We start from the raw sequence: 5,486 nt of genomic DNA on the forward strand, positions 1-5,486 counted from the left end.
GATCAAGGCGCCCGCTTTCATTTCAGCATGCCGGCGACATGTTCGGCGTGCTGCTCATGCCCCTGGAAGATCTTAAGGCCGGTTTCCAGCAGGCTCTTCAATTCGGCGTTGCTGGCCGACGGGATGAGCAGGGTTTCGAGCGCAGCGTCGACCTGCTTGTGATAGGCCACCTCGTTGTCGACATAGGCCTTGTCGAAAGCCGCGCCCTTGAGTTTGGCGAGTTTGGCCCGCTCCTCCGTCGCGGCTTTGGTCAGCGCCTGGCTGGTGGCGTTGTCTTCCGGCGTCACCTTGAGTTTCTTGACCAGGTCGAGCGCCTGCACATTCACCGCCTCATGGTCGCGCACCATGTCCTTGGCGAAGGCAAGCACCTCCTTGTTCTTCGATTTCTTGAGCGCTTGCTTGGCCGCTGCGACGTCGATCACRCCGGCTGTGTAGGCGATATGGGCGATCTGCGGGTCGGTCGGCTTGTCGGCTGCTTGCGCGAACGGAGCAGAGCCGACGAGAAGCAGGGCGGCAAGGGCCGCGGTATATCGGGTGAACATAGCATCCTCCTTCGCCCGACCATGAGAAAGCGCCGGGCTCATATTTTCAGTTGACGCTGATTGGATGCGGCGCGGGGCGAAACGTTCCCGGAAATCAGGACAGCATCATTCGAAGCCCAGCCGCCCCATCACGGCCTTGGTCAGCCGATCGCAGCGCCGGCCGGCGAAGGGAAAGGCATCGAGCAGCACCGGGCCTATCTCGTCGTCCAGTGCCTTGCGCAGGAGGGTACGCGCCCGGTGCAGCCTTGTCTTGACGGTCTCCGGCCGGACGCCGAGCAGATCGGCGGTTTCCTCCATGCTCAGGCCCTCGATGACGCGGGCCACGAAGACCGTGCGGTAGATATCGGGCAAGCTGTCGGTCGCCCGTTCGACAAGTGYGAGAATCTGCCGCTGCGCCATCGTCCGCTCCGGGTCGTCGCTGGGATTGAGGGGAAAGCGGATGATCCGCGCTTCCGGATTTTCGGGCATTGCCGAGGCGCGGCGCCTCTTGCGCAGRCGGCCGAGCGCTTCGTTGATGACGATGCGCGACAGCCARGTGGCSAGCGAGGAGTCGCCGCGAAATGTCGCCAAATTGGCGAAGGCGCGGACATAGGCCTCCTGCACGACGTCCTCGGCTTCGGCGTCGTTGCGCAATATGCCGCGCGCGATGCGGTAGAGCCGCTGGTTGTGCGTCTTGATGATCACGCGGAAGGCGTCCGGCTCGCGCGCCAGCGCGCGGTGCACCAGCAGAAGGTCGCCGGAATGGCTTTCAGCCGCTTCGGGTGTTGTGGTGGGCATTGCGAGCTTGCTCATCGCGACCGGATCTCCTCGAACAGACGCCCGAATAGACGCTTGACTGAACGTTGGATGCTCCTGCCGGCAAAAGGTTCCCGGATTTCAGCAATCCGGCCTCGCTAGCTTAAGCTGCCGCCAGTCCCTTGTCTGTCGTTTGCACGCGTGCTGCCGCCGCCAGAAGGTCGGTCTGGGTGATCAGACCGAGAATCCGCCGCTCGCCGTCGACGATGACCACGGCATGGCTGCGGCCGTCGGTCAGCACGGGAAGCAGGCTCATCGCCGGCGTCTCGGGGGAGGCGGTGCCGGCCGGCGACATCACGCCATTGACTGTATCGATTGCTTTCGTCAGCTCGCGCAGGCCGACGGCGCCGACCAGCCTTGCGTCCGCATCGACCACCGGCAAGGTGCGGATGTTATGGTCGAGCAACTGCTGGCGCGCCTCGTCGGCCGTGGCTTGCTCGGGTACCGAAATCACGTCGCGGGACATGATGTCCTCGCACAGCAGCGTCCGGTGCGAGCGCACCATGGCCTGCAGCTCGACTTGCCTCAACAGCCGTTCGAGGTCGTTGCGGTCGATGTCGAAGGTCTCGTCGAGCGTGGTCAGCGCCGCATCGACATCCTCGGGCCGGAAGCCGACGCGCTGCTGCGCCGGTGGATCGGCGGTGCCGTGGCTGTTGGGCGCTGGTGCGGCGACATGCGGATAGTTGCGCCGCGCCAGCCTGTGGAAGAGCAAGCCGAGCGTGACCAGGATGATCGAATTCAGGGCCACCGGCACGAACGGAAACAGGAAGCCCGCGCTGACAACGGCCGGCCCGCCGAGCACCGCGGTCAGTGCTGCCGCTCCGCCCGGCGGATGCAGGCAACGCGTGAACGACATCGCCGCGATGGCGAGCGCCACCGCAAGGCCCGAGGCAAAGATAGGATCATGGACGAAATGCGCCACGGTCACACCCACCAGCGCCGATATGGAATTGCCGCCGATGATCGACCAGGGCTGGGCCAACGGGCTCGCCGGCACGGCGAACAGAAGCACGGCTGAAGCGCCCATCGGCGCCACCAATAGCGCCACATGTGGGCCGCCACCCATTGCCAGCCCGCTGATCACGCCGGTCAGCGCGATGCCGATCGTGGCACCGATACAGGCAAGCAGCCGCTCGCGTAGCGTCGCGCCGGCAAGGATGGGGACAAAAAGGCGAAAACCCATGGCAAACTTCGTGACAAATGGATTGGTGAATACCGTGCAGCACGCAATGCAGCCGAACCGACAGATTTGAAAGTCAAACAAATCCGGAAAGTCACGGCCCGGCAGAATAATATTGCGCGACGCCCCTCGCTGGGTTGCTGCGAGCGGCTCGCGCTTTGTCATCAGCGTCAGGGCCTTGCGCCCATTTGCTGATTCTGCCCCGTAGTTAGCCCGTATGCGCCGCCGTCAGGCGGCGGCAGCGGCCAGGCCACGCAAGATGTCGGCTTTCAGGTCGTCGACATCCTCGAGGCCGATCTGCAGGCGGATCAACGGACCCTCGTAAGGGGCCTTTGCAACGACGCGGTCGCCGAGCCAGACCGGCACCGCGAGGCTCTCATAGCCGCCCCAGGAATAGCCGAGCCCGAATATCCTGAGCGCGTCGAGGAAAGCGTGCTGCTCCTTCTGGCCGCCGCCGGCAAGCACGATGGAAAAGATGCCGCTCGAGCCGCAAAAGTCGCGCTTCCACAAATCGTAATCCGGGTGGCTGGGAAGAGCAGGGTGGAGCACGCGCGCCACGCCCTTCTGGCCTTCGAGCCATGACGCGATGGCGAGTGCGCTGCGCTGATGATGCTCCAGCCGCACGCCCATCGTGCGCAGGCCGCGCAGCACTTGGTAGACATCGTCGGGTCCCGCACAGCAGCCAAGCGTGCAAAAACTCTCATAGAGCTGCTTCCAGTGGCCCTCATTGGCCGAGACCGTGCCGAGCAGCACGTCGGAATGGCCGGCCGGATACTTGGTCGCCGCGTGGATGGAGATATCGACACCGTGGTCGAGCGGCCGGAAATAGAGCGGCGTCGCCCAGGTGTTGTCCATCATCACGATAGCGCCGGCCGCATGCGCCGCCTTGGCGATCGCCGGGATGTCCTGCAGCTCGAACGTGTTGGAGGCCGGTGATTCCGTGAATACCACTTTGGTATTGGGCTTGATCAGTGCCGCGATGCCGGGACCAACGTCGGGAGCGTAGTACTCGACCTCGACTCCCAATCGCTTGAGCATCGTGTCGGCAAAGTTTCGCGTCGGATGATAGACGGTATCGACGATCAGCAGATGATCGCCCGCCGACACGAAGGCGAGCAGCGGTATGGTCACCGCCGCGAGCCCGGACGGCACCAGGATCGTGCCGGCGGACCCCTCCAGCGCGTCAATGGCATGGGCAAGAGCGTCCGTCGTCGGCGTACCGCGTGTGCCGTAAGTGTATTTCTGGTTGCGGTCCGCCATTGTGGCTGCATTGCGAAAGAGCACGGTCGAGGCGTGCACGACAGGCGGATTGACGAAGCCGAAATAGTCGTGCGGGTTGTTGCCCGAATGGGCAAGCCGCGTGTTGATGCCCATCTTGCCGATAAGCTGGTCGTTGCCGTCTTTCGCCATTCTTGGTCGCCTTGTTTGACAAGGCGCTAGCCATAGTGCGGCGTCATGGACCGTGCAACAGCTCACCGTCCGCCAGGGCGTGGACTTCGGATATGCCAATTCTGCGCCTGAAACACACCGCAACCGAGGTTGCGCCGTGAACGAAGCGCGCCGGCCGGCCTATTGTGGGCGGTCCTGAATGGTATATAATCAACTTCTAATATTAATCGCCGGGTTGCCTCGATCAGATGCTGCCGGATGGTTTTTGCCGGCTGGCCTGTTGGTCCCTTCGATCCGGATATCGCGCTCGCAGAGCATGAGCGCGGCAAGGGGAGGAATGCCATGCCCGACGTCAAATGGACAATGAAGGCGCGCGAATTCATCAACTGCAATTGCGCCTATGGCTGCCCATGCCAGTTCAACGCCTTGCCGACATACGGCTTTTGTCAGGCGGTTGCCGGCATGGAGATCGAGAGCGGCCACCATGGCAGCACCAAGCTCGATGGATTGCGGTTCGTCGGGATTTTCCGCTGGCCCGGCGCGATACACCAGGGCAAGGGCGAAGCCGCGGTGGTTATCGACGAGCGGGCGAGCGAGGCCCAGCGTGAGGCGCYGCTGCGCATACTGGGCGGTCAGGACACCGAACCAGGCGCGACAATATTCCAGGTCTTTTCGACCACGCTGGAGAAATTCCATGACCCGATCTTTGCCCCGATCGAGTTCGAGGTCGACGTCGAAGCGCGAACCGGACGGTTGCACGTCAAGGGCGTGACCGACGGTCATGGCGAACCGATCAAGAATCCGGTCACCGGGGCCGAGCATCGGGCACGCATCGACCTGCCGCACGGCTTCGAATACGCGATTGCCGAAATCGGCCGTGGCTGGACCAAAACGACAGGTCCGATCAAGTTCGAGGTGGCCGATACGCACAGTCATTTTGCCAATCTGCATCTTACGCAGAGCGGCATCGTTCATTGACCTGATCCAATGAGCGACACGGCCCTCGAGGCGGTGCTGCGGCGCGACCGCGCGGTCGTGATGACCGCGCTCGTCGTGATTGCCGTACTCGCCTGGGCCTATGTGCTGTGGCTCGCCACTGACATGGCCGTGCCCGCCTCCCCGATGCCGGCCGGAGCAAGCGGCGGCATGGCCGGAATGGACATGTCGAAGATGGACATGGGCGGCATGAATATGGGCGGCATGGACATGGGCGGCATGGATGTGGGCGCCGCCGTGGCGCCCGGGTTCCGGGCCTGGGCACCCGCCGATTTCGCTTTCATTTTCACGATGTGGGCGGTGATGATGGTCGGTATGATGACGCCTTCGGTCGCGCCGATGCTGCTGCTCTATGCCGGCGTCGGCCGCAGGGCGCTAGCCGATGGCCGGCCTATCGCTTCGACCGGATGGTTCTTTACCGGCTATCTCGCCGTCTGGGTCGTCTTCAGCATCGTGGCAACCGTTGCGCAATGGCTGCTTGCGCGCCTCGCCTTGCTCGATCCCTCGATGGCGACCGGCAGCACGATCCTCGGCGGCCTCGTCCTGATCGCCGCCGGCCTCTATCAATGGACGCCGATCAAGGG

Annotated in this window: 6 protein-coding genes; 2 read left to right on the forward strand and 4 right to left on the reverse strand. The window is 63.6% G+C overall.

The annotated features are described in order from the left end of the window. Positions 1-17: 17 nt before the first annotated feature. The 4 genes from AC1DX0_RS30255 to AC1DX0_RS30270 all read right to left on the reverse strand — a co-directional run bounded on the left by AC1DX0_RS30255 (position 18) and on the right by AC1DX0_RS30270 (position 3,927). Positions 18-542: a DUF4142 domain-containing protein gene (locus AC1DX0_RS30255; RefSeq protein WP_477219280.1), complete on the reverse strand. Its 525-nt coding sequence runs from the start codon at positions 540-542 to the stop codon at positions 18-20. Between the two features lie 105 nt (positions 543-647). Next, on the reverse strand, positions 648-1,334 hold the full coding sequence (locus AC1DX0_RS30260) for an RNA polymerase sigma factor (protein ID WP_477358099.1): 687 nt from the start codon (positions 1,332-1,334) through the stop codon (positions 648-650). A gap of 106 nt (positions 1,335-1,440) precedes the next feature. Beyond that, positions 1,441-2,520, reverse strand: a complete 1,080-nt coding sequence (locus tag AC1DX0_RS30265; RefSeq protein ID WP_477219278.1) for an HPP family protein — start codon at positions 2,518-2,520, stop codon at positions 1,441-1,443. A gap of 225 nt (positions 2,521-2,745) precedes the next feature. Further along, on the reverse strand, positions 2,746-3,927 hold the full coding sequence (locus AC1DX0_RS30270; RefSeq protein WP_477219277.1) for a cystathionine beta-lyase: 1,182 nt from the start codon (positions 3,925-3,927) through the stop codon (positions 2,746-2,748). 321 nt (positions 3,928-4,248) lie between these two features. Here AC1DX0_RS30270 and AC1DX0_RS30275 point away from each other — a divergent pair, with 321 nt between their 5' ends. Both AC1DX0_RS30275 and AC1DX0_RS30280 read left to right on the forward strand, forming a co-directional pair. Continuing rightward, complete coding sequence (locus AC1DX0_RS30275; protein ID WP_477358101.1) at positions 4,249-4,884, forward strand: DUF1326 domain-containing protein; 636 nt, start codon at positions 4,249-4,251, stop codon at positions 4,882-4,884. 9 nt (positions 4,885-4,893) lie between these two features. Next, the coding region (locus AC1DX0_RS30280; protein WP_477358104.1) for a copper chaperone at positions 4,894-5,486 on the forward strand (593 nt) is incomplete at its 3' end.

The organism is Mesorhizobium sp. P3_A9, assembly GCF_056402975.1.

Coding starts and splice junctions, on each gene's coding strand:
- AC1DX0_RS30265 (WP_477219278.1), bottom strand. CDS start 2,520: ATGGGTTTTCGCCTTTTTGTCCCCATCCTTGCCGGCGCGACGCTACGC.
- AC1DX0_RS30270 (WP_477219277.1), bottom strand. CDS start 3,927: ATGGCGAAAGACGGCAACGACCAGCTTATCGGCAAGATGGGCATCAAC.